This window comes from Bacillus sp. MD-5 (assembly GCF_002201875.1).
Classification (GTDB): domain Bacteria; phylum Bacillota; class Bacilli; order Bacillales; family Bacillaceae; genus Bacillus; species Bacillus stercoris.
Window position 1 is genome coordinate 1,533,527 of record NZ_CP021911.1, and the last position, 21,887, is coordinate 1,555,413.

Annotated in this window: 27 protein-coding genes; all 27 read left to right on the plus strand. The window is 40.9% G+C overall.

What is annotated here, in order from left to right; translation table 11 throughout:
* The first annotated feature begins 10 nt into the window (after positions 1-10).
* Entirely contained in the window at positions 11-1,318 is a 1,308-nt protein-coding gene (gene trmFO, locus CDO84_RS07705; protein ID WP_014663960.1) for an FADH(2)-oxidizing methylenetetrahydrofolate--tRNA-(uracil(54)-C(5))-methyltransferase TrmFO, read from the plus strand.
* 67 nt (positions 1,319-1,385) lie between these two features.
* Complete coding sequence (xerC, locus tag CDO84_RS07710) at positions 1,386-2,300, plus strand: tyrosine recombinase XerC (RefSeq protein ID WP_040083178.1); 915 nt, start codon at positions 1,386-1,388, stop codon at positions 2,298-2,300.
* A 12-nt stretch (positions 2,301-2,312) separates the two neighbouring features.
* Positions 2,313-2,858 (plus strand): ATP-dependent protease subunit ClpQ, encoded by a 546-nt coding sequence (clpQ, locus tag CDO84_RS07715; protein ID WP_014663962.1) that lies wholly within the window; start codon positions 2,313-2,315, stop codon positions 2,856-2,858.
* A 16-nt stretch (positions 2,859-2,874) separates the two neighbouring features.
* Entirely contained in the window at positions 2,875-4,278 is a 1,404-nt protein-coding gene (gene hslU, locus CDO84_RS07720) for an ATP-dependent protease ATPase subunit HslU (RefSeq protein ID WP_014476801.1), read from the plus strand.
* Between the two features lie 39 nt (positions 4,279-4,317).
* Positions 4,318-5,097: a GTP-sensing pleiotropic transcriptional regulator CodY gene (gene codY, locus CDO84_RS07725; protein WP_003220850.1), complete on the plus strand. Its 780-nt coding sequence runs from the start codon at positions 4,318-4,320 to the stop codon at positions 5,095-5,097.
* 380 nt (positions 5,098-5,477) lie between these two features.
* On the plus strand, positions 5,478-5,867 hold the full coding sequence (flgB, locus tag CDO84_RS07730) for a flagellar basal body rod protein FlgB (protein ID WP_014663964.1): 390 nt from the start codon (positions 5,478-5,480) through the stop codon (positions 5,865-5,867).
* Complete coding sequence (gene flgC / locus CDO84_RS07735; protein WP_014663965.1) at positions 5,867-6,319, plus strand: flagellar basal body rod protein FlgC; 453 nt, start codon at positions 5,867-5,869, stop codon at positions 6,317-6,319. The genes flgB and flgC overlap by 1 nt, the downstream gene beginning before the upstream one ends.
* Before the next feature lie 10 nt (positions 6,320-6,329).
* Complete coding sequence (gene fliE / locus CDO84_RS07740; RefSeq protein ID WP_003238544.1) at positions 6,330-6,650, plus strand: flagellar hook-basal body complex protein FliE; 321 nt, start codon at positions 6,330-6,332, stop codon at positions 6,648-6,650.
* A gap of 45 nt (positions 6,651-6,695) precedes the next feature.
* Positions 6,696-8,306: a flagellar basal-body MS-ring/collar protein FliF gene (gene fliF, locus CDO84_RS07745; protein WP_040083177.1), complete on the plus strand. Its 1,611-nt coding sequence runs from the start codon at positions 6,696-6,698 to the stop codon at positions 8,304-8,306.
* Between the two features lie 12 nt (positions 8,307-8,318).
* Positions 8,319-9,335 carry a flagellar motor switch protein FliG gene (fliG, locus tag CDO84_RS07750; RefSeq protein ID WP_014663967.1) on the plus strand — a complete coding sequence of 339 codons (1,017 nt, stop codon included), beginning with the start codon at positions 8,319-8,321 and terminating at the stop codon, positions 9,333-9,335.
* Positions 9,328-10,080, plus strand: coding sequence for a flagellar assembly protein FliH (gene fliH / locus CDO84_RS07755; RefSeq protein ID WP_040083794.1), 753 nt, complete (start codon positions 9,328-9,330; stop codon positions 10,078-10,080). Before fliG ends, fliH begins: the two co-directional genes overlap by 8 nt.
* Positions 10,077-11,393 (plus strand): flagellar protein export ATPase FliI, encoded by a 1,317-nt coding sequence (gene fliI / locus CDO84_RS07760; protein ID WP_040083176.1) that lies wholly within the window; start codon positions 10,077-10,079, stop codon positions 11,391-11,393. Before fliH ends, fliI begins: the two co-directional genes overlap by 4 nt.
* A gap of 3 nt (positions 11,394-11,396) precedes the next feature.
* Positions 11,397-11,840: a flagellar export protein FliJ gene (fliJ, locus tag CDO84_RS07765; protein ID WP_014663970.1), complete on the plus strand. Its 444-nt coding sequence runs from the start codon at positions 11,397-11,399 to the stop codon at positions 11,838-11,840.
* An 11-nt stretch (positions 11,841-11,851) separates the two neighbouring features.
* Positions 11,852-12,466, plus strand: a complete 615-nt coding sequence (locus CDO84_RS07770) for a MotE family protein (protein ID WP_040083175.1) — start codon at positions 11,852-11,854, stop codon at positions 12,464-12,466.
* 12 nt (positions 12,467-12,478) lie between these two features.
* Positions 12,479-13,942 carry a flagellar hook-length control protein FliK gene (locus tag CDO84_RS07775; RefSeq protein WP_040083174.1) on the plus strand — a complete coding sequence of 488 codons (1,464 nt, stop codon included), beginning with the start codon at positions 12,479-12,481 and terminating at the stop codon, positions 13,940-13,942.
* Entirely contained in the window at positions 13,939-14,361 is a 423-nt protein-coding gene (gene flgD / locus CDO84_RS07780) for a flagellar hook assembly protein FlgD (protein WP_014663973.1), read from the plus strand. Before CDO84_RS07775 ends, flgD begins: the two co-directional genes overlap by 4 nt.
* A 21-nt stretch (positions 14,362-14,382) precedes the next feature.
* Entirely contained in the window at positions 14,383-15,177 is a 795-nt protein-coding gene (gene flgG / locus CDO84_RS07785; RefSeq protein WP_040083173.1) for a flagellar basal body rod protein FlgG, read from the plus strand.
* A 39-nt stretch (positions 15,178-15,216) separates the two neighbouring features.
* The gene (gene swrD / locus CDO84_RS07790; protein WP_040083172.1) at positions 15,217-15,432 is read left to right on the plus strand and encodes a swarming motility protein SwrD; all 216 of its coding nucleotides are present in this window, start codon (positions 15,217-15,219) and stop codon (positions 15,430-15,432) included.
* Positions 15,429-15,851, plus strand: a complete 423-nt coding sequence (fliL, locus tag CDO84_RS07795; RefSeq protein ID WP_014663976.1) for a flagellar basal body-associated protein FliL — start codon at positions 15,429-15,431, stop codon at positions 15,849-15,851. The genes swrD and fliL overlap by 4 nt, the downstream gene beginning before the upstream one ends.
* Before the next feature lie 33 nt (positions 15,852-15,884).
* Positions 15,885-16,883: a flagellar motor switch protein FliM gene (gene fliM, locus CDO84_RS07800; RefSeq protein WP_003220879.1), complete on the plus strand. Its 999-nt coding sequence runs from the start codon at positions 15,885-15,887 to the stop codon at positions 16,881-16,883.
* Entirely contained in the window at positions 16,873-18,012 is a 1,140-nt protein-coding gene (fliY, locus tag CDO84_RS07805; RefSeq protein WP_040083171.1) for a flagellar motor switch phosphatase FliY, read from the plus strand. Before fliM ends, fliY begins: the two co-directional genes overlap by 11 nt.
* A 25-nt stretch (positions 18,013-18,037) precedes the next feature.
* The gene (gene cheY / locus CDO84_RS07810; protein ID WP_014476812.1) at positions 18,038-18,400 is read left to right on the plus strand and encodes a chemotaxis protein CheY; all 363 of its coding nucleotides are present in this window, start codon (positions 18,038-18,040) and stop codon (positions 18,398-18,400) included.
* A 14-nt stretch (positions 18,401-18,414) separates the two neighbouring features.
* Entirely contained in the window at positions 18,415-19,074 is a 660-nt protein-coding gene (gene fliZ, locus CDO84_RS07815) for a flagella biosynthesis regulatory protein FliZ (protein ID WP_040083170.1), read from the plus strand.
* Positions 19,067-19,732, plus strand: coding sequence for a flagellar type III secretion system pore protein FliP (gene fliP, locus CDO84_RS07820; RefSeq protein WP_003245692.1), 666 nt, complete (start codon positions 19,067-19,069; stop codon positions 19,730-19,732). Before fliZ ends, fliP begins: the two co-directional genes overlap by 8 nt.
* A 14-nt stretch (positions 19,733-19,746) precedes the next feature.
* A complete protein-coding gene (gene fliQ, locus CDO84_RS07825) occupies positions 19,747-20,016 on the plus strand; it encodes a flagellar biosynthesis protein FliQ (RefSeq protein WP_003220888.1) in 270 nt (89 codons plus the stop codon).
* A 7-nt stretch (positions 20,017-20,023) separates the two neighbouring features.
* Positions 20,024-20,803, plus strand: a complete 780-nt coding sequence (gene fliR, locus CDO84_RS07830) for a flagellar biosynthetic protein FliR (protein ID WP_040083169.1) — start codon at positions 20,024-20,026, stop codon at positions 20,801-20,803.
* Positions 20,803-21,885: a flagellar biosynthesis protein FlhB gene (flhB, locus tag CDO84_RS07835; RefSeq protein ID WP_014663980.1), complete on the plus strand. Its 1,083-nt coding sequence runs from the start codon at positions 20,803-20,805 to the stop codon at positions 21,883-21,885. The genes fliR and flhB overlap by 1 nt, the downstream gene beginning before the upstream one ends.
* The last annotated feature ends 2 nt before the right edge of the window (positions 21,886-21,887 follow it).

The following is a 21,887-nucleotide window of genomic DNA, read 5'->3' on the forward strand; positions in this document are numbered from 1 at the left end:
GATGTGAAAGATGAACCAACAAACAGTGAATGTAATCGGAGCCGGACTCGCAGGAAGTGAAGCAGCATGGCAGCTTGCCAAACGCGGGATTCAAGTTAAATTGTATGAAATGCGGCCTGTGAAACAAACGCCTGCGCACCATACTGATAAATTTGCCGAGCTAGTCTGCAGCAACTCTCTTCGCTCTAATACACTTGCTAACGCGGTCGGTGTATTAAAGGAAGAGATGCGTGCGCTTGATTCAGCCATCATCGCGGCTGCTGACGAATGTTCGGTGCCTGCCGGAGGGGCTCTTGCAGTAGACCGTCATGAATTTGCCGCAAGTGTGACAAATCGGGTAAAAAATCATCCAAACGTAACCGTTATTAATGAAGAAGTGACTGAGATTCCTGAAGGTCCTACCATTATCGCAACGGGACCGTTAACATCTGAATCGCTGTCTGCCCAGCTGAAGGAGCTGACTGGAGAGGACTATTTATATTTTTATGACGCAGCGGCGCCAATTGTAGAAAAAGACAGCCTTGATATGGATAAGGTGTACTTGAAATCCCGCTATGATAAAGGTGAAGCAGCATATTTGAACTGCCCTATGACAGAAGAAGAATTTGACCGTTTCCATGAAGCTTTAACATCAGCAGAAACAGTCCCGTTAAAAGAATTTGAAAAAGAGATTTTCTTTGAAGGCTGCATGCCGATTGAAGTCATGGCAAAACGCGGTAAGAAAACAATGCTTTTCGGTCCGATGAAACCGGTTGGGCTAGAGCATCCTGTTACAGGAAAACGTCCTTATGCCGTCGTTCAGCTCAGACAGGATGATGCTGCGGGCACACTTTATAATATTGTAGGATTCCAGACACATTTAAAATGGGGAGATCAAAAGGAAGTCCTCAAATTGATTCCAGGGCTTGAAAATGTAGAAATCGTCAGATATGGCGTGATGCACAGAAATACATTTATTAACTCTCCTAGCTTGTTAAAGCCGACTTATCAATTTCAAAACCGAAGTGACCTGTTCTTTGCAGGCCAAATGACGGGAGTAGAAGGATATGTGGAATCAGCCGCCTCAGGACTGGTAGCAGGCATTAATGCGGCGAAGCTTGTATTGGGAGAAGAGCTTGTTATTTTCCCGCAGGAAACGGCAATTGGCAGTATGGCTCATTATATTACAACAACAAACCAGAAGAACTTCCAGCCGATGAATGCAAACTTTGGGCTTTTAAAAGAACTGCCTGTTAAAATTAAAAATAAAAAAGAACGAAATGAACAATACGCGAATCGTGCAATTGAAACAATTCAAACAATTTCGAAAACAATATAGGTATTGATTGCAACCTGAACGCGATTTGTGATACCATTTAAAAGCCCTTCCTGGGGAGGTATTAGGCATGGAGAATGTTAAGAATTTCGTAAAGTTATTCGTTGAATATTTACAAATTGAAAAAAATTATTCACAATATACTATTGTGAATTATGTGGATTCAATTGAAGAATTCGAGACTTTCCTGCGCGTTCAAGGTATAAATGGATTTGAAGAAGCTGCATATCAAGATACTAGGATTTTTTTGACAGAAGCCTATGAAAAAGGTTTATCGAGAAGAACAATAAGCAAAAAGATATCTGCATTAAGAAGCTTTTATAAGTTTCTGATGCGGGAAAAGCTTGTTGAAGAAAATCCGTTTCAGCTTGTTCATCTGCCGAAACAAGAGAAACGGATACCGAAGTTTCTATATCAAAAAGAGCTTGAGGAGCTGTTTGAAGTTTCAGATATAAGCCAGCCGGCCGGAATGAGGGATCAAGCGCTGTTAGAGCTGCTCTATGCCACCGGAATGAGGGTCAGTGAATGCTGTTCCATAACTGTTAATGATGTTGATTTATTTATGGACACTGTGCTTGTTCACGGTAAAGGCAAGAAGCAGCGTTATATCCCCTTTGGGTCTTATGCCCGCGAAGCGTTGAAGGTATACATGAATAGCGGAAGACAGTGCTTGCTGATGAAGGCAAAAGAACCTCATGATCTATTATTCGTAAATCAAAGAGGCGGACCGCTTACAGCCCGTGGCGTCAGACATATTTTAAGCGGGCTTGTTCAAAAAGCGTCCGGCACTTTACATATCCATCCGCATATGCTTCGACACACGTTCGCCACCCATCTGTTAAATGAAGGAGCGGATTTGAGAAGCGTTCAAGAACTGCTCGGGCATTCCAATCTGTCTTCGACACAGATATACACGCACGTTTCGAAGGAAATGTTGAGAAACACATATATGTCCCACCACCCAAGAGCATTTAAGAAAAATTAAAGGAGGCCCTTTATGTCATCTTTTCATGCGACCACAATATTTGCCGTACAGCATAAAGGACGAAGCGCTATGTCTGGAGACGGCCAAGTAACGTTTGGTCAGGCTGTTGTCATGAAACACACGGCACGAAAAGTGAGAAAACTGTTTAACGGCAAGGTTCTTGCTGGCTTTGCGGGATCTGTTGCAGACGCTTTCACTTTATTCGAAAAGTTTGAAGCCAAGCTTGAAGAATATAACGGCAACTTAAAACGGGCGGCTGTTGAGCTTGCGAAGGAATGGCGCAGCGATAAAGTGCTTAGAAAGCTTGAAGCCATGCTGATTGTGATGAATCAGGATACTTTGCTTCTCGTATCGGGAACAGGCGAGGTGATCGAACCAGATGACGGCATTCTCGCAATTGGATCAGGAGGCAATTACGCTTTGGCAGCCGGAAGAGCCTTGAAAAAGCATGCCGGTGAAAGTATGACCGCAAGTGAGATTGCAAGAGCCGCATTAGAAACAGCAGGCGAAATTTGTGTTTACACGAACGATCAAATCATACTGGAAGAGCTTGAATAGAAAGGACTTGAGGCGCATGGAAAAAAAACCGTTAACTCCTAGACAGATTGTAGATCGGTTAGACCAATATATTGTCGGTCAGCAAAACGCGAAAAAAGCTGTCGCCGTGGCATTAAGAAACCGCTATAGAAGAAGTCTTCTGGATGAAAAGCTGAAGGACGAGGTCGTTCCGAAAAACATTTTAATGATGGGGCCTACCGGCGTTGGGAAAACTGAAATTGCCAGACGAATCGCTAAGCTTTCAGGTGCGCCATTTATCAAAATTGAAGCAACTAAATTTACTGAAGTCGGCTATGTAGGCAGAGATGTCGAATCAATGGTCAGAGATCTTGTGGAGACTTCTGTTCGGCTTATAAAAGAAGAGAAAATGAACGAAGTAAAGGAACAGGCAGAAGAAAATGCAAATAAACGCATTGTTCGTCTGTTAGTTCCTGGGAAGAAAAAACAATCAGGCGTTAAAAATCCGTTTGAAATGTTTTTTGGCGGCAGCCAGCCGAATGGTGAAGATGAGGCGGAGAGCCAGGAAGAAGCAAATATTGAAGAAAAAAGAAAACGAATGGCGCATCAGCTGGCCTTAGGAGAGCTCGAAGACTACTATGTAACAGTAGAAGTCGAAGAACAACAGCCTTCTATGTTTGACATGCTGCAGGGCTCGGGTATGGAGCAGATGGGCATGAACATGCAGGATGCGCTGAGCGGATTAATGCCAAAGAAAAAGAAACGACGCAAAATGACAGTCAGAGAAGCCAGAAAAGTCCTGACGAATGAAGAAGCTAGCAAACTCATCGATATGGATGAAGTCAGCCAGGAAGCTGTTCAGAGAGCAGAAGAGAGCGGGATTATCTTTATCGATGAGATTGATAAAATCGCAAAAAACGGCGGTGCATCTTCTTCTGCCGATGTTTCAAGAGAAGGCGTTCAGCGGGATATCCTGCCGATTGTTGAGGGTTCTACCGTTGTCACAAAATATGGTTCTGTAAAAACAGATCATGTATTATTTATTGCAGCAGGAGCGTTTCATATGGCCAAACCATCTGATTTGATTCCTGAACTGCAGGGGCGTTTCCCGATTCGTGTAGAACTGAACAAACTCACGGTGGATGACTTCGTGAGAATTTTGGTTGAGCCGGATAATGCGCTCTTGAAACAATATCAAGCATTATTGCAGACTGAAGGTATATCTCTTGAATTTTCTGACGAAGCTATTCATAAGATTGCTGAAGTTGCTTATCATGTGAACCAGGACACAGATAATATCGGTGCGAGACGCCTTCATACAATACTTGAACGCCTATTAGAAGATTTGTCGTTCGAAGCTCCTGATGTAACGATGGAGAAAATAACGATTACACCACAGTATGTCGAAGAAAAACTCGGAACGATAGCCAAAAACAAAGATTTAAGTCAATTTATATTGTGAAAAATTTAATATGAGGAATGTTTAGGAGGATTATTTATCATGGCTTTATTACAAAAAACAAGAATTATTAACTCCATGCTGCAAGCTGCGGCAGGGAAACCGGTAAACTTCAAGGAAATGGCGGAGACGCTGCGGGATGTCATTGATTCCAATATTTTCGTTGTAAGCCGCAGAGGGAAACTCCTTGGGTATTCTATTAACCAGCAAATTGAAAATGATCGTATGAAAAAAATGCTTGAGGATCGTCAATTCCCTGAAGAATATACGAAAAATCTGTTTAATGTCCCTGAAACATCTTCTAACTTGGATATTAATAGTGAATACACTGCTTTCCCTGTTGAGAACAGAGACTTATTCCAAGCTGGTTTAACTACAATTGTGCCGATCATCGGAGGAGGGGAAAGATTAGGAACACTCATTCTTTCACGTTTACAGGATCAATTCAATGATGATGACTTAATTCTAGCTGAATACGGCGCAACAGTTGTCGGAATGGAAATCCTAAGAGAAAAAGCAGAAGAAATTGAAGAGGAAGCAAGAAGTAAAGCTGTTGTACAAATGGCTATCAGCTCGCTTTCTTACAGTGAGCTTGAAGCAATTGAGCACATTTTTGAAGAGCTTGACGGAAACGAAGGCCTTCTCGTTGCTAGTAAAATCGCTGACCGCGTCGGCATTACACGTTCGGTTATTGTGAACGCACTGAGAAAGCTGGAGAGTGCCGGCGTCATTGAGTCAAGATCATTAGGAATGAAAGGTACTTATATCAAAGTGCTAAACAACAAATTCTTAATCGAATTAGAAAATCTAAAATCTCATTAATCAAAAAAAGAACACCCTTTAAGGGGTTCTTTTTTTATTTCAAATAAAGGAAATCAATAAGCTTTATTTCCTGGGTTGAAAGTCTTTCTGTGTAATGATTTTAATAAATCTTGCATATTTCTTCAAAAAGTTTCAAAAATGACGAAAAGAAAGGAGAAAAAACAGAAATTCTGCTATTTTCAGGCTTATATCAAGGCAGGAAATGTAGTTCTAACAATCTAGGACTTTATGCCTAGTTGTAAAATAGATAATTGTGAGGACATTTTTTTACACGAACTTCATAGACTTTATGCCTGTTATTTCTTACAATAAGCATATAGTTTTACAATTCTCGACAAGGATATTGAGGGTGAAAAAAACTGAAATGGAGGTAAGTGGATTTGAGCTTATTTTCTGGAACGATACAAAATCTTGAAAATGCCTTGAGCAGAGCGGATATTAAGCAAAAAGTCATAACTAATAATATCGCCAATATAGATACACCGAACTATAAGGCAAAAAAAGTCTCTTTCCAAAATTTATTAGATCAAGAATCCTCACGTCTTGATGCGATAAAAACAGACTATCGTCATGTTGATTTTTCTGATACTGATTCGAATTATTCAATTGTTGCGAGCGGAGATACATCGTATCAGCAAAATGGAAACAATGTCGATGTTGACAAAGAGATGACAGAATTGGCGCAAAATCAAATCAACTATCAAGCTTTAGTTGAAAGAATGAACGGTAAATTTAATTCACTGAAGACCGTATTAACAGGAGGAAAATGATGACAGCTTTTCAGAGCTTAAATGTTTCAGCATCTGCTTTAACAGCTCAGCGGGTCAGAATGGATGTTGTATCATCTAACTTAGCAAATATGGATACGACAAGAGCTAAGCAGGTGAATGGAGAGTGGGTGCCTTACAGAAGAAAAATGGTCTCCCTTCAGTCAAAAGGTGAATCGTTCTCTTCCATTCTTAATTCTCAAATGAGCGGAAGCGGTCATGCTGGAAACGGTGTGAAGGTTTCAAAAATTACGGAGGATAAATCGGATTTTAATCTTGTCTATGATCCGACAGATCCTGATGCAAACGCTGAAGGATATGTACAAAAACCTAATGTAGATCCATTAAAGGAAATGGTTGACCTTGTCAGCAGCACCAGATCATATGAGGCGAATGTCACTGCGATGAATGCCACAAAGGGAATGCTGATGAAGGCATTAGAAATCGGAAAGTAGGTGAATGAATGTGATTAATGCAATTTCTCCTTTTCAGGTTCAAAATACTCAAAACACTCAAAATGCAACAAATCAAGTAAACAATAGCCAAAAAACAGATTCTTCAAATCAAACAAGCTTTTCGGAGCTTTTAAAAAACTCTATTAGTTCGTTAAATGAGTCCCAAGTAGCTTCTGACAACATGACTAATGCCTTGGCTGCAGGAAAAGATGTAAATCTTGATGAGGTCATGATCGCCGCTCAAAAAGCTAGCATCTCTCTAACTGCAGCAACAGAGTTCCGCAATAAAGCTGTGGAAGCTTATCAGGAGATTATGAGAATGCAAATGTAGGGGGTCTGACGATTTAGAGAAAGAGTGGAATGACCGGGGGTTAACATGAATCGTACTCTAATGCAAATGAAAAACAAAACGAGTGAGTTTTGGAAAAATAGATCTAAATTACAAAAGATTTTAATGGTTAGTGTGTTAGCGGCAATTATTATTATTGGAATTATTATTAGTGTTTTTGCTTCCAGTACAAAGATGGCTCCGCTTTACAAAGATTTATCTGCCGAAGAAGCAGGAAAAATCAAAGAAGAATTGGATGCGAAAAAAGTACCAAACGAACTTTCGAGTGGCGGTACAGTGATTAGCGTTCCGGAGGATCAGGTTGATTCTTTGAAAGTGCAGCTGGCTGCAGAAGGACTTCCTAAAACAGGATCAATTGATTACTCGTTTTTTGGGCAGAATGCCGGCTTTGGTTTGACAGACAATGAGTTTGATATGGTAAAAGTGAAAGCGACACAGACAGAACTGTCAAACTTGATCAATGAAATGGACGGTATTAAAAACTCAAAAGTAATGATTAATCTCCCGAAAGACGCTGTGTTTGTCGGTGAAGAGCAATCTGCAGCTTCTGCTTCAATCGTTCTGCAGATTCAACCGGGTTACACACTTGACCAAAGCCAGATCAACGGACTGTATCATCTGGTATCTAAAAGCGTGCCGAACCTAAAAGAAGATAATATCGTCATCATGGACCAAAATTCTACATACTACGACAAATCAGACAGCAATGCAGGGTCCTACGCGGATAGTTATTCTTCTCAGCAAGGAATTAAGTCTCAAGTTGAAAAAGACATTCAAAAACATGTTCAGTCACTGCTAGGTACGATGATGGGCCAAGATAAAGTCGTTGTCTCCGTTACAGCAGACATCGATTTCACAAAAGAAAATCGTACAGAAGACATTGTCGAACCTGTGGATAAAGAAAACATGGAAGGCATTGCAGTCAGCGCGGAAAAGGTATCTGAAACATACCAGGGCGACGGTGCAGCCAACGGCGGAACTGCCGGAACCGGCGAGGATGATGTCACAAATTATAAGGCTGATGGTGAAAATGCCGAAAGCGGGAACTACGAAAAAAACAGCAACAAAATCAATTACGAGGTTAACCGAATCCATAAAGAAATCGCTGAAAGTCCTTATAAGGTCAGAGATTTAGGGATTCAAGTCATGGTAGAGCCGCCTGATGCCAAAAACACAGCGTCACTATCAACTGAAAGACAGGATGATATACAAAAAATCCTTTCAACTGTAGTCAGAACATCTTTAGATAAAGATGAAACGCAAAACCAGAATTTATCTGATGCTGATATCAATAATAAAATTGTTGTCTCCGTTCAGCCATTTGACGGAAAAGTCAATTTGGATACAAACACGGAGAAATCCTCAGGTATCCCGCTGTGGGCATATATTACAGGCGGTGTTTTAATCGCCGCGATTATTGTTCTGATCATTATGCTTATCAGAAAGAAACGGGCGCAAGAGGATGAATTCGAGGAGTATGAGTATGAGGTTCCTCAAGAACCAATCAATTTACCTGATATCAACGAAGAGGAAAATGAAACAGCGGAAACAGTCAGACGAAAACAGCTTGAAAAGATGGCGAAAGACAAGCCGGAAGATTTTGCAAAACTGCTGAGAAGCTGGCTGGCCGAGGATTAGGAGGAATAAGAAATGGCGAGACGTGATCAAGATAAGCTTACAGGAAAACAAAAAGCAGCCATTCTCATGATTTCCTTGGGGTTAGATGTGTCAGCTTCTGTTTATAAGCACTTAACCGATGAAGAAATTGAAAGGCTTACGCTGGAAATATCAGGTGTTCGAAGCGTCGATCATCAAAAAAAGGATGAAATCATAGAAGAATTTCACAATATAGCCATTGCACAAGATTACATTTCTCAAGGCGGTTTAAGTTATGCAAGACAAGTTCTAGAAAAGGCGCTTGGAGAGGATAAAGCGGAAAACATTCTAAACAGGCTGACGTCTTCTTTGCAGGTGAAACCATTTGATTTCGCCAGAAAAGCGGAGCCTGAACAAATTTTGAATTTTATCCAGCAAGAGCATCCTCAGACAATGGCTTTAATCTTGTCTTATTTAGATCCTGTGCAGGCCGGGCAAATTTTATCGGAGCTGAATCCTGAAGTTCAGGCTGAGGTTGCGAGAAGAATTGCGGTCATGGATAGAACGTCACCAGAAATTATTAATGAGGTAGAACGGATTCTGGAACAAAAATTATCTTCTGCATTTACTCAGGATTATACACAAACAGGCGGAATTGAAGCTGTTGTGGAAGTGTTAAACGGAGTAGACAGAGGGACAGAGAAGACGATATTGGATTCATTGGAAATTCAGGATCCCGATCTTGCTGAAGAGATTAAAAAGCGGATGTTTGTCTTCGAAGATATTGTCACACTTGATAACCGTGCTATTCAGAGAGTCATTCGCGATGTTGAGAACGACGATTTGCTCCTTTCATTAAAGGTTGCAAGCGAGGAAGTCAAAGAAATTGTATTCAGCAATATGTCACAGCGTATGGTTGAAACCTTCAAAGAAGAAATGGAATTTATGGGCCCTGTACGCTTGAAAGACGTAGAAGAAGCTCAATCGAGAATTGTAAGCATCGTCAGAAAGCTTGAAGAAGCCGGTGAAATTGTGATAGCAAGAGGCGGAGGGGATGATATTATTGTCTAATATCATTAAACAAGAATCATCTTTTTCTCCACAAAAGGAAAAAAGAAAACTTTCTATACAAGAGGTGCGTATTGATCATTCCCACCTTTTGCAGGCTGAAGAGAACCCGGAGGCTCTTATGGCCCGAGTGAAAGAGGAAGCTGACCGGATTTCTGAGCAGGCGAACAGTCATATAGAAAATACTCGCCGTCAAATTGAGCAGGAGAAAAATGATTGGGCGGCTGAAAAACAGAAGCTAATTGAGGAAGCAAAAGCCGAGGGCTTTGAACAAGGAGTAGCATTGGGCAAAGCTGAGGCAATGCAACAGTATGCCGAACTGATCGGCCAAGCGAACAGAATTACTGAAATGTCCAGAAAAGCTGTTGAGGACAAGCTTGAAGACGCTAATGAAGAAATCGTTGAGCTTGCCGTTGCATTGGCAAAAAAAGTATGGCAGCAAAAATCTGATGATAAAGAAGCTTTCCACCTGCTTGTACAACAGGTTGTAAACGAAGTGAAGGAATATGACGATATATCAATTTATGTTGATCCTTATTACTATGAGACAATCTTTCAGCAAAAAGATGAAATCCAGCAGCTTCTTTATAAAGAATGCCGTCTTGGTATATATGCTGATGAAAAAGCTCAAAAAGGAACCTGTTATATTGAAACTCCTTTTGGCAGGGTAGATGCGAGTGTTGACACACAATTGATGCAATTGAAAGATAAACTTCTGACAGCGCTGGAAGCGGGTGCAGCTGAATGAAGACACAGAGTCTGATAGATTGTATAGAAATGACAGACTCGTATAAACGGTACGGAAAAGTCAAGCGGGTCATCGGCCTGATGATTGAATCAAAAGGCCCTGCAAGCTCAATTGGCGACGTATGCCTGATTTATGCAAAAGGACAATCTGGGAAAGTCATTAAAGCCGAGGTAGTCGGCTTCCAAGAAGAAAATATTTTGCTTATGCCTTATTTAGAGGCTGCGAGTATTGCACCAGGCAGCATTGTAGAAGCTACTGGGGAATCTCTTCGGATTAAAGTTGGATCTGGACTGATCGGGCAAGTCATCGATGCTTTTGGAGAACCGCTTGACGGAAAACTTCTGCCCAAAGGGCTTTCGCCTGTATCGACGGAGCAATCACCACCCAACCCGATGAAACGGCCGCCTATCCGTGAAAAAATGGGTGTTGGCGTCAGATCCATTGACAGCTTGCTGACAGTCGGTAAAGGCCAGCGGATTGGAATATTTGCCGGAAGCGGTGTCGGAAAAAGCACATTAATGGGGATGATTGCTAAGCAGACAGAAGCTGACTTAAACGTCATTGCACTTGTCGGAGAACGTGGACGAGAGGTCCGGGAGTTTATTGAAAAAGATCTTGGGAAAGAGGGGCTGAAACGATCGATTGTAGTTGTTGCCACCTCAGACCAGCCAGCATTAATGAGATTGAAAGCGGCATATACAGCGACTGCAATTGCCGAGTATTTTCGAGATAAAGGCCAAAATGTCATGTTTATGATGGATTCTGTTACAAGGGTGGCGATGGCGCAGCGTGAGATTGGTTTAGCTGCTGGAGAACCACCGACGACAAAAGGCTATACACCCTCTGTGTTCGCTATTTTACCTCGTTTATTAGAGCGAACAGGTGCAAACGAGCACGGAACCATTACGGCGTTTTATACAGTGCTGGTAGACGGCGATGACATGAATGAGCCGATTGCCGATACCGTACGCGGAATTTTAGACGGACATATTGTGTTGGACAGGGCGCTTGCCAATAAAGGCCAGTTTCCGGCAGTTAATGTCCTAAAAAGCATCAGCAGGGTGATGTCAAACATATCGACAAGACAGCACCTGGATGCGGCAAATAAATTCCGCGAACTTTTATCGACATATCAAAATTCGGAAGATCTCATTAATATCGGAGCTTACAAAAGAGGCTCATCAAGAGAAATTGATGAAGCGATACAATTTTATCCGCAGCTTATTCAATTTTTAAAGCAGGGAACAGATGAACCGGCATCATTGGAAGAAAGCATTGCTGCATTAACTAGTTTGACAGGAAATGAGGAATAAAACGTGGCTTATCAATTTAGATTCCAAAAGCTGCTGGAACTAAAAGAAAATGAGAAAGACCAATCCTTATCCGATTATCAGCAATCAGTTTCTGAATTTGAAAACGTTGCTGAAAAATTATATGAGAGTATGAGCAAAAAAGAATTACTAGAACAAAATAAAGAAAAGAAATTAAAAAGCGGCATGAGTGTACAAGAAATGAGGCACTACCAACAATTTGTCTCAAATCTTGATAATACGATTTATCACTATCAAAAGCTTGTCATTATGAAAAGAAATCAAATGAATCAAAAACAAGAAATTTTGACAGAGAAAAATATTGAAGTGAAAAAGTTTGAAAAAATGCGTGAAAAACAGTTTAAAATGTTTGCTCTTGAAGACAAAGCTGCAGAAATGAAAGAAATGGACGATATTTCGATTAAGCAGTTTATGATTCAAGGCCATTAGGAGCGAATGTAATGTCCGGCAAAAAGAAAGAATCAGGTAAGTTCCGTTCGGTTTTGCTTATCATTATCCTCCCGCTGATGTTTCTTCTAATCGCAGGGGGGATTGTTCTATGGGCTGCTGGTGTCAATGTGTTAAAGCCGATCCAGGATGCTGCGGCAAAAACGCCGGTTCTTAAGGAATTGGTTCCTGAAACCGAAAATAAAAAAGGCACAGCATCAAGTAAGGATAGCAGTAATACGGCAGCTCTGGAAAAGACCATTAAGGATCAAAAAAGTGAAATCAGTATATTGAATAAAGATTTAGAAACAAGCAAATCGGAAATCGATAGGCTCAATCAAAAGATTCGTTCACTTGAAAAGACGGCGGAGGACCAAAAAAAGTCATCTGAAGATCATACTGAGGGAACATCAGACTCTAAAGCTTCATCTAAAAATGACAAAGTGATCAGTGTGTACAAAAGCATGGACAGCGGAAAGGCTGCGAAAATTATTGCCCAATTAAAGGAGCAAGAAGCACTGAAAATATTGAATGGCCTAAGCAAAAAGCAGCTTGCTGACATATTGGCAAAAATGACTCCTGAGCAAGCAGCAACCTATACAGAAAAAATTGCTGCCAGCCAAGAATAGGGGGAATTAAAGGTGAAGCTGCTTGAATTATCGGGACCTTTGCTGCAAACCACAACGGGTTCTGCCGCTAAAAGCATGAAAAGTAGCCCGGGTGTTTTTCAAAACTGGCTTATATCTGAGGCAGGTTTAAAGGAACTCTCAGAACAAGAAAAGGGTACTCCGAATTCCGGAGGTCAGCTTTTAGAAGATGCGCTTAAAAAGATCGGTGAATGGCTAAAAGCAAGTCCTGAAGATCAAGACAAACAAAATGCGGGTCTTCTGCAAACATTAAGCAAACTGACAGGGAAGCAATTGGATGCGAATGCTCTGCAAATGTTGCAAAATCTTTTGCAAGCAGTTGAATCAAGATTGTCAGGCGGGATGGATCAATTGCTCACAGAAACGGAGAAAATCTTTTCAGAAGCTAAAACGGCTCTGAGTGCCAATGATTCTGCTCCTGACATTAATGGACAGCTGAAGACCGATACAGAGCAATCAAATCAGGAAAATGAAGTATCCGAGGCTGCTAAAGAACTAATCTATATCCAGATGTTCATTAGCCAACTTGTAGAAGGGAATAAGCTGACTGATCGAGGGAAGGGCAATGAAGCTCATGCTATTTACCAAAGTGGGGATCAATTTCTTTCTGCATTAGAAAAAAAAGGTGTATCTCAACAGCTAATTCAGGATCTTAAACAGCAAATGTTCACCAAAGATGAGTCGAGTTCAAAACTTTATTCGATGACAGCGTCAGAGCTGAAAAGTTTTCAAAGCTTAATGGATCAAATGTCTATGCTCCCTCAAAAAGGGACCAAAGAATGGAGTTTAGCTGAAAGCCAGCTGAAAGCTTTCTTGTTATCGAAATCATCCGAATCATCACAAGACTTTGGGAAGCGTGTTTTCGCACCGCTTTCGCAGAGTTCATCCAGCAAAAATGCATCGGATGTTTCTGGAAGTATTCAGCCTATAGATAGTAAATCAGGACTCCAAATGATGTTTTCAGGGTATCGGGGCATAGGAGGAGTTCAAACACTTGATCTGCAGCAGATGTCATCTGATATACCAAATGCTGAAACAAAAACGGTGGCTGATCAAGTGATCAATGCGTGGAAGCAGATGAAATATACGCCTTTCGGCAGATCAACGGGAAGCTTCACCATTCGGTTGAACCCTGAACATTTAGGATTTGTCACAATCAAGCTGACAAATGAAAATGGAATGTTTCAGAGTAAAATCATTGCATCTAGCCAATCAGCAAAAGAATTGCTTGAACAGCATCTTCCGCAGCTGAAGCAATCATTGCCGAATATGGCCGTCCAAATAGACCGTTTTACTCTTCCGGTCCAAAGCGGGGATCAGCCGATATACGGCCAGCTTGCTGATGAACAGAAACAGCAGCAAGAGGGGCAGAGACAGCAAAGACAGAAAAAGCAATCAAATGATTTTGGCGATCTGCTCGATGAAGTGTCGATGGTTGAAATGGAGGAGGAAGAATGACTTCTATAAGTTCAGAATATAAACTGCCTGAAAAAACGAATACCGTGTCGACGAACAACAGCAGCTTGGGGAAAGATGAGTTTTTAAAAATTTTAATGACTCAAGTTCAAAACCAAGATCCGCTCAACCCGGTTGACGATAAAGAATTTATCAGCCAGATGGCGACTTTTTCAAGCTTGGAACAGATAATGAATCTGAATACAACGATGACTAAATTCGTCGAAAACCAAGATCCGTTTACAACGTATGTTGATTGGATGGGAAAAGAAGTATCTTGGACTGATGGTAAAAGTGCAACAGATAAAACAGGCACAGTAAGCTCTGTTAAACATTCTAAAGGAAATTATTATCTCGTTCTTGATGATGGGACCGAGATCAGTCCTGCGAATGTCATGTCTGTGGGACAATCATCTAAATAAAAAAATCTGGGGGAATACATTATGTTACGTTCACTTTATTCTGGAATCAGCGGTATGAAAAACTTTCAAACAAAGCTTGACGTAATCGGTAACAACATTGCAAACGTGAATACAGTAGGATTCAAAAAGAGCCGTGTGACTTTTAAAGATATGGTAAGCCAAACAATTGCCGGCGGTTCTGCGGCCGGTGCAACTATCGGCGGTACGAACTCTAAGCAAATCGGTTTAGGTTCATCATCTGGCACAATTGATACAATTCATTCAACAAGCGCCACACAAAGCACAGGAAGAGCACTTGATTTAGCAATTGACGGTGACGGTTACTTCCGGATTGATACAGGTGATGGAACAGCTTATACAAGAGCAGGGAACTTCTATTTAGATAATACCGGAACATTGGTTACAGGTGATGGCTACCATGTGTTAAATATGAATGGAGGAACAATTAAAATTCCTACTGATGCTCAAAGCTTTAGCATTGGTCCTGATGGAAAGGTGTCAATTGTTGATGCCGGCGGTCAACCACAAGACGGCGGACAAATCGGGATTGTGACTTTTGCCAACAGTGACGGCTTAGATAAAATCGGGAGCAACTTATACCGTGAATCTTTAAACTCTGGTACGGCCAGTGCAGCGAACCAGCCCGGTGATGGCGGAACAGGTTCTCTTAAATCAGGATTTCTCGAAATGTCTAACGTTGATTTAACTGACGAATTTACTGAAATGATCGTAGCCCAGCGCGGATTCCAATCAAACTCAAAAATTATTACAACATCTGATGAAATCCTTCAAGAACTGGTTAACCTTAAACGTTAAGGAGGGAGGGGAGGCGAGTAATCGCTTCTCCGCTGTTTTATGATAAAAGTAACCCGTTTGAACGGGCAGCCCTTTACACTGAATGCGCTATTTATTGAACAGATTGAATGCTTTCCGGATACTACAATCACTCTGTCAAACGGTAAGAAGTTTGTAGTAAAAGAAGATGAAGAAGCTGTTCTGGAAAAGATCGCATCTTTCTACCGAAACATACAAATATTTTCAATGGATCAAGGAATAGAGGAACCGGAATGAAGAAAAAGTTAATGATCATCTTACTAATTATTCTTATCGTAATTGGTGCTCTCGGGGCAACGGCTTATTTTGTGTTAGGCGGAAAGTCCGAAAAAAGTGAAGCGAAAAAAAGTATTGATGAAATTGTTTCATCTTCTGTTGATGTAGAAGAGATCACAACAAATTTAAAGTCTGATAACATTATCCGTCTTGCTATTAAACTTGAAACTGATTCTGATAAATCAAAAGAAGAACTTGAGAAACGTGATTTTCAAGTGAAAGACGCTGTTATATCACTGCTGGCTGATACGAATGCTGATCAGATTGAGGGAGACAAGGGAAAAGAAACCTTTAAGAAGGAACTAAAAGATAAAATAAATAGCTACCTCCAAGAAGGAAAAGTAGAAAAAGTGTATATTACCTCCTTTAATCTGCAATAAAGCATAATTTGACAGAATACGGAGGTGAGGAAAATGTCAGGAGAAGTTCTCTCCCAAAATGAAATAGATGCACTGCTTTCTGCAATATCAACTGGTGAAATGGACGCTGAAGAGCTGAAAAAAGAAGAAAAAGAGAAGAAAGTCAAGGTTTATGATTTCAAACGTGCGCTGCGGTTTTCTAAGGATCAGATCCGCAGTTTAACGAGAATTCATGACAATTTTGCAAGACTTCTTACCACTCATTTTTCGGCTCAGCTCAGAACCTATATTCATATATCTGTCAGTTCTGTTGACCAGGTCCCGTATGAGGAATTTATCAGATCGATCCCGAACATGACGATTCTGAATCTATTTGATGTCCATCCGATGGAAGGCAGAATTATGATGGAGGTTAACCCCACGATAGCTTATACGATGATGGACCGAGTCATGGGTGGGATTGGAATCAGTCATAACAAGGTTGACAGCTTGACAGAAATTGAAACAAAAATCATTTCTAATTTATTTGAAAATGCACTGGGTAATTATAAAGAAGCTTGGCAGTCAATTGCTGATATTGAACCGGAAATGACTGAGTTTGAAGTGAATCCGCAATTCGTTCAGATGGTGTCTCCTAATGAAACAGTCGTGGTGATCTCACTTAATACTCAAATCGGTGAAATCAGCGGTGTCATTAATCTCTGTATCCCGCATATCGTCCTCGAGCCGCTCATACCGAAGCTTTCAGTCCACTATTGGATGCAATCAGACCGAAATGAGCCAAAGCCTGAGGAAACAAAGTCGCTTGAAAAACGTATCATGACAGCACAAATACCTGTCGTGGCCGAGCTCGGCACATCTGAACTGACAATAGAAGAGTTTTTAAGTTTAGAAGTCGGAGACTGCATAACTTTGGACAAATCAGTCACGGATCCTCTTACTGTATTGGTCGGAGATAAGCCGAAATTTTTAGGACAAGCCGGCCGGGTGAATCGAAAACAGGCAGTGCAAATTTTAGATCACGACATAAGAGGTGAACAAGATGGAGAATAATAGATTATCTCAAGATGAGATTGACGCGCTTCTTAACGGTACTGGCAGCACGCTTGATGAGCCAGAGGTTCCGGAAGTAGATGACTTATCGGAAATGGAGCGTGATGCGATCGGTGAAATCGGTAATATTTCATTCGGCAGTTCTGCGACAGCACTGTCAACACTTTTAAATCAAAAGGTCGATATTACGACTCCGAGCGTAACGGTTATCCCAAAAAGTAAAATCAGCGATGCGTTTCCTGAACCGTATGTAGCGATTGAAGTAAATTATACGGAGGGCTTCAGCGGCAGCAACCTGTTAGTCGTGGAACAAAGTGACGCGGCGATCATTGCTGATTTAATGATCGGGGGAGACGGAAAAGGTGCGGATCCTTCACTGGGGGAAATCCATTTAAGTGCGGTTCAAGAAGCAATGAACCAAATGATGGGATCGGCAGCCACATCAATGTCTACTGTATTCAGTAAAAAAATTGATATTTCACCGCCTCGGGTTGAATTGCTCGATGTAACTGAAGAAAAGGGCACAGACCGTATTCCTGATGATGAAATGCTGGTGAAAGTTTCTTTCAACTTAAAGGTGGGAGAATTAATAGACTCCAGTATTATGCAGCTTTACCCATTAACATTTGCGAAAGATTTAATTTCAAGCCTTATGAATTCAGGAAATGCAGAGGAAGCAACAACGGCGCAGCCTGATGCTACATACGAGCAGCCGAAAGAGCCTGTGACGCCAGAGCCTCGTATTGAACCGAAGCAACAGCAGCCGCAGCCGCCAAAAAGGCAGGGAACAGCAAAAAAATCAGCGCCAGTTCAGGTTTCACCGGTGGAATTTTCTGCGTTTGATCAAAATGAGGCGACACAAGCCCCTATTAATAATCTGGATATGCTTTTAGATATCCCGCTTTCAATTACTGTTGAGCTCGGCAGAACAAAGAGAAGTGTAAAAGAAATTTTAGAGCTTTCTGCAGGTAGTATTATTGAGCTTGATAAATTAGCTGGTGAGCCGGTAGATATTTTAGTTAATCAGCGTATCGTTGCCAAAGGTGAGGTTGTTGTCATTGAAGAAAACTTCGGCGTAAGAGTCACTGACATTTTAAGCCAGGCAGAGCGCATTAATAATTTAAAATAACGAAACACAAGGAGAGAGATAAATTATGGCACATAGAATTTTAATTGTAGATGACGCAGCATTTATGCGAATGATGATTAAAGATATTTTGGTTAAAAACGGTTTTGAAGTAGTAGCGGAAGCTGAAAATGGAGCACAAGCAGTAGAGAAATATAAAGAGCATTCTCCTGACCTTGTTACGATGGATATCACGATGCCTGAAATGGATGGGATTACAGCATTAAAAGAAATTAAACAAATTGATGCTCAGGCAAGAATCATTATGTGTTCTGCTATGGGACAGCAATCAATGGTTATTGATGCCATTCAGGCCGGCGCTAAGGATTTCATTGTGAAACCTTTCCAAGCTGACCGTGTGCTTGAAGCAATCAACAAAACATTAAGTTAAAGGGTGTACGATTGTTGAAAAAAAGTCAATATTTCATCGCTTTTATTTGTTTTTTCGTTTTATTCACTGTACATCCAATTGCTGCTGCTGCGGCAGACTCTGAGAATTCAACTGTAAACGAATGGTTTCAAAAGAAAGATGAGAAAACTGCAGATAAGTCAGGGCAAAAGGAAGAAAAAACAACAAAAACTGCTGATGAGACGGAGGGAGCGGCTGCTCCTTCTGTCTCAGCTTTTGATTTTGTAAAGATGATTTTCGCTTTACTGTTTGTTATCGTGCTGATTTACGGGCTGGTTAAGCTCATGAACAAAAGAAATCGGCTCCTCAAGCCTTTTCAATATGTTGAAAATATTGGCGGCACATCGGTCGGCCAGAACAGATCCATACAATTGATCAAGGTCGGAAAAAGCGTGCTCGTCGTCGGTGTAGGAGAGACGATCCAGCTGCTGAAAGAAATTGAGGATGAAAAAGAGATTGAAGTCATTCTCAGTCAGCATGAAGAGGCAATGTCAAGCAAAATAGAGTGGCAAAAGTTTGTGAAGCCGCTTAAGAGTTCTGAGCATCAGCCGCAGCAAAAACTGCCTTCATTTTCAAAAGCATTAAAAGAGCAACTTGAAGAGTTAAAACAAAACCGTTCTGAAGGAAAGAAGAAAGGCCCACGTCATCATGAATGAGTTTATAAATATTTTCAGTTCAAGCGATCCGGAAAACGTAAGTTCAACTGTTAAATTACTATTATTGTTAACTGTATTTTCAGTGGCGCCTGGAATATTGATTCTTATGACTTGCTTTACTCGCATCGTCATCGTTCTGTCATTTGTCAGAACTTCACTTGCGACGCAATCTATGCCCCCAAACCAGGTTCTTATCGGGCTTGCGCTGTTTTTAACATTTTTTATTATGGCTCCTACTTTTTCAGAAATTAATAAAGAAGCGCTGACCCCATTGATGGACAACAAAATCAGCTTGGATGAAGCGTATACGAAAGCTGAGGAACCAATTAAAGAGTTTATGAGTAAACACACAAGGCAGAAGGATTTGGCGCTGTTCATGAATTACGCAAAAATGGATAAACCTGAATCATTAAAGGATATTCCGCTAACAACAATGGTTCCGGCTTTTGCCATATCAGAGCTTAAAACTGCATTTCAAATAGGGTTTATGATTTTTATCCCATTTTTAATTATAGATATGGTAGTGGCGAGCGTCTTGATGTCAATGGGAATGATGATGCTCCCTCCAGTTATGATTTCTCTGCCCTTTAAAATATTACTTTTTGTTTTGGTAGACGGCTGGTATTTAATTGTGAAATCTTTGCTTCAGAGCTTTTAGGGTAGGTGCTAAACGTGAGTTCAGAATTTGTAATTTCTATGGCGGAAAAAGCCGTATACGTAACACTGATGATCAGCGGGCCGTTATTGGCTATTGCTTTACTGGTCGGTTTAATTGTCAGCATATTTCAGGCGACAACTCAAATCCAGGAACAGACTTTGGCGTTTATTCCGAAAATCGTGGCGGTTCTTCTGGCCCTCATTTTTTTTGGTCCGTGGATGCTGTCGACGATTCTTTCATTTACAACAGAGCTGTTTTCTAATCTAAATCGTTTTGCAGGGTAATGCAGAGATGAATTCAATTATTGACTTATTTCCTGCTTTTTTATTGGTTTTTATTAGAATCTCTGCTTTTTTTGTAACGATTCCGCTATTCGGACATCGAAATGTCCCAGCTGTTCACCGCATAGGATTTGCTTTTTTTCTGGCGGTTATTTGTTTCAGCACCATTGATAAACCGCCCTCTTTGGAGATAGATGAGCAATATATGCTCTTGGCTTTTAAGGAAGCCTTGGTTGGCCTATGTCTGGGCTTAATCGCTTATATGATGATTGCCGCAGTACAAATTGCCGGCTCGTTTATTGATTTTCAAATGGGATTTTCAATAGCGAACGTTATTGATCCGCAAACCGGAGCGCAAAGTCCGTTGATTGGCCAGTTTATTTATACGATGGCACTTTTGTTTATGCTGAGTGTCAATGCCCACCATTTGCTGCTGGACGGTATTTACTACAGCTTTCAGTATATTTCAGTTGATCAGGCATTTCCGAATTTCGGCGATGAAAAGTTTGCTTATTTTATCGCGAAAAGCTTTAATGCGATGTTTATTATCGCTTTTCAAATGTCAGCGCCTGTTGTAGCCAGTTTGTTTCTAGTTGATTTAGCTTTAGGCATCGTGGCTCGAACTGTTCCGCAATTAAATGTATTTGTGGTCGGTCTGCCTTTAAAGATCGCTGTCAGTTTCATCATGCTCATTGTATGTATGTCCGTGTTCTTCGTCGTTGTGCGGAATGTTTTCAGTTTAACGATTGAAACGATGCGGAATCTTTTAGCATTGGTCGGTGTTTCTTAATGAAGCTTAGAATTGACCTGCAGTTTTTTGCCGGGGAGAAGACTGAAAAAGCCACGCCGAAAAAACGGAAGGATACGCGAAAAAAAGGACAGGTAGCCAAAAGTTCGGATGTCAATACCGCCATTTCTTTACTTGTTATATTCCTTTCGCTTATAGCAATTGGCCCGTATATGAGAGACAGGCTGCTGTCATTTATAGAAACATTTTATACCGAATCGCTCACAATGAAGCTCTCAGAATCAAATGTGCATACTTTGTTTGTCAGCTTATTAAAGGATACGGGCATGATACTTGCACCAATCTTGCTTGTAGCTCTTGTTGCAGGGGTCGTAAGCAACTATATGCAGGTTGGATTCTTGTTTTCTGCTGAAGTGATACAGCCTAAGCTTGAAAAACTCGATCCGATCAAAGGCTTTAAACGAATATACAGTATGAGGGCGATTGTGGAGTTGATTAAATCAATTTTGAAAATCGCAGTTGTCGGTTTTGCGGCATTCGCTGTGCTTTGGCTGCATTATGGAGAAATTCTCCGGCTTCCTCTCCTGACACCTGAAGAGGCACTTTCTTTCGTTTCAAAACTCACTTTGTGGATGGGACTGAGCGGTGCAGGTGCTTTATTAATTCTTGCTGGTCTTGACTATTTATATCAGAGATTTGATTATGAGAAAAATATCAAAATGTCAAAACAAGATATAAAAGACGAGTACAAAAAATCTGAAGGTGACCCGATTATAAAGTCTAAAATTAAACAAAGACAGCGGGAAATGGCGATGAGGCGGATGATGCAGGAAGTTCCAAAAGCAGATGTCATCATCACAAACCCGACTCACTATGCGATTGCCCTGAAATACGACGAAGAAAAAATGGACGCTCCTTATATTGTTGCAAAAGGTGTTGACCACCTGGCGTTAAAAATCAGGAAAATTGCTAAAGAGCACGATGTCATGATGGTAGAAAACAGACCGCTAGCCCGTGCGTTATATGATCAGGTGGAAATTGACCAGGCAGTGCCGGAAGAATTTTTTAAAGTCTTGGCAGAAATTCTGGCTTACGTATATAAAACAAAACAAAAAGTATATTGAAT

Coding starts and splice junctions, on each gene's coding strand:
- trmFO (WP_014663960.1), top strand. CDS start 11: ATGAACCAACAAACAGTGAATGTAATCGGAGCCGGACTCGCAGGAAGT.
- xerC (WP_040083178.1), top strand. CDS start 1,386: ATGGAGAATGTTAAGAATTTCGTAAAGTTATTCGTTGAATATTTACAA.
- clpQ (WP_014663962.1), top strand. CDS start 2,313: ATGTCATCTTTTCATGCGACCACAATATTTGCCGTACAGCATAAAGGA.
- hslU (WP_014476801.1), top strand. CDS start 2,875: ATGGAAAAAAAACCGTTAACTCCTAGACAGATTGTAGATCGGTTAGAC.
- codY (WP_003220850.1), top strand. CDS start 4,318: ATGGCTTTATTACAAAAAACAAGAATTATTAACTCCATGCTGCAAGCT.
- flgC (WP_014663965.1), top strand. CDS start 5,867: ATGACAGCTTTTCAGAGCTTAAATGTTTCAGCATCTGCTTTAACAGCT.
- fliF (WP_040083177.1), top strand. CDS start 6,696: ATGAATCGTACTCTAATGCAAATGAAAAACAAAACGAGTGAGTTTTGG.
- fliG (WP_014663967.1), top strand. CDS start 8,319: ATGGCGAGACGTGATCAAGATAAGCTTACAGGAAAACAAAAAGCAGCC.
- fliI (WP_040083176.1), top strand. CDS start 10,077: ATGAAGACACAGAGTCTGATAGATTGTATAGAAATGACAGACTCGTAT.
- CDO84_RS07770 (WP_040083175.1), top strand. CDS start 11,852: ATGTCCGGCAAAAAGAAAGAATCAGGTAAGTTCCGTTCGGTTTTGCTT.
- flgD (WP_014663973.1), top strand. CDS start 13,939: ATGACTTCTATAAGTTCAGAATATAAACTGCCTGAAAAAACGAATACC.
- flgG (WP_040083173.1), top strand. CDS start 14,383: ATGTTACGTTCACTTTATTCTGGAATCAGCGGTATGAAAAACTTTCAA.
- swrD (WP_040083172.1), top strand. CDS start 15,217: ATGATAAAAGTAACCCGTTTGAACGGGCAGCCCTTTACACTGAATGCG.
- fliL (WP_014663976.1), top strand. CDS start 15,429: ATGAAGAAAAAGTTAATGATCATCTTACTAATTATTCTTATCGTAATT.
- fliM (WP_003220879.1), top strand. CDS start 15,885: ATGTCAGGAGAAGTTCTCTCCCAAAATGAAATAGATGCACTGCTTTCT.
- fliY (WP_040083171.1), top strand. CDS start 16,873: ATGGAGAATAATAGATTATCTCAAGATGAGATTGACGCGCTTCTTAAC.
- cheY (WP_014476812.1), top strand. CDS start 18,038: ATGGCACATAGAATTTTAATTGTAGATGACGCAGCATTTATGCGAATG.
- fliP (WP_003245692.1), top strand. CDS start 19,067: ATGAATGAGTTTATAAATATTTTCAGTTCAAGCGATCCGGAAAACGTA.
- fliR (WP_040083169.1), top strand. CDS start 20,024: ATGAATTCAATTATTGACTTATTTCCTGCTTTTTTATTGGTTTTTATT.
- flhB (WP_014663980.1), top strand. CDS start 20,803: ATGAAGCTTAGAATTGACCTGCAGTTTTTTGCCGGGGAGAAGACTGAA.